Annotated in this window: 1 protein-coding gene and 1 pseudogene; one reads left to right on the top strand and one right to left on the bottom strand. The window is 66.8% G+C overall.

Features of this window, described 5'->3' with window-relative positions:
* Nucleotides 1-77 precede the first annotated feature (77 nt).
* Nucleotides 78-764, top strand: a complete 687-nt coding sequence (locus tag A5698_RS18430) for a transposase (RefSeq protein WP_502688951.1) — start codon at nt 78-80, stop codon at nt 762-764.
* On the opposite strand, the pseudogene A5698_RS30025 reads toward A5698_RS18430, so the two are convergent.
* A pseudogene (locus tag A5698_RS30025) lies at nt 725-870 on the bottom strand (IS110 family transposase); the annotation flags it as partial. The gene A5698_RS18430 and the pseudogene A5698_RS30025 sit on opposite strands and share 40 nt — an antisense overlap.

Below are 870 nucleotides of genomic sequence, written 5' to 3'. Positions count from 1 at the left end.
CCGCGATCTGCTGGGCGCGTAGTTTCGGCGAGGTCGTCGCTGTCGGTGTTGAGGGCACCAGCTCCTACGGTGCAGGGTTGACACAGGCATTGCAGATCAACGACATTCACGTCGTCGAGGTCAACCGTCCCGACCGCTCGGCGCGGCGCCGCCAAGGCAAGTCCGACCCTCTCGATGCTTATAGCGCTGCTCGTGCGGTGTTGGCCGGCCACGGCCTTGCCGTGCCCAAAGACTCCCGCACCGGGGCCCTCAAAGCGCTGCTGATCGCTCGTCGCGGCGCGATCAAAGCCCGCACCGCGGCTATCCAGCAGATCAAGGACCTGCTTGTGACCGCCCCGGCCGATCTTCGGGAACGCTACCGCCGTTACCCCACCACCCTGCGTCTGGTCGAAGCGCTGGCCGGCTGCCGCCCCCGCGCACACGAGGACCCCACAACGGTATCGGTGCTGATCGCCTGTAAAGCGCTCGCGCAACGCATCGGGTACCTCGAGCGCCAAGACCGTGAGCTGACCGCTGAGCTCGACGCCTTGACCGCCGCGCTCAACCCCGCTTTGCGGGCGGCCTACGGAGTGGGCCCCGACACCGCCGCCCAACTGCTCATCACAGCCGGAACCAACAGTCACCGACTACGCAGCGAAGCAGCGTTCGCCATGCTGACTGGGGTCGCACCGATCCCGGCCTCATCGGGAAAAACCACCCGGCATCGGCTGTCCCGCGGCGGAGACCGCGCCGAGCGGTCGGGACGGTTGACCTCGACGACGTGAATGTCGTTGATCTGCAATGCCTGTGTCAACCCTGCACCGTAGGAGCTGGTGCCCTCAACACCGACAGCGACGACCTCGCCGAAACTACGCGCCCAGCAGATCGCGG

Source organism: Mycobacterium sp. E136 (assembly GCF_001666865.1).
Lineage (GTDB): Bacteria > Actinomycetota > Actinomycetes > Mycobacteriales > Mycobacteriaceae > Mycobacterium.
The sequence above is the reverse complement of the archived record's forward strand: the minus strand, read 5'-3'. Positions and strand labels throughout refer to the sequence as shown.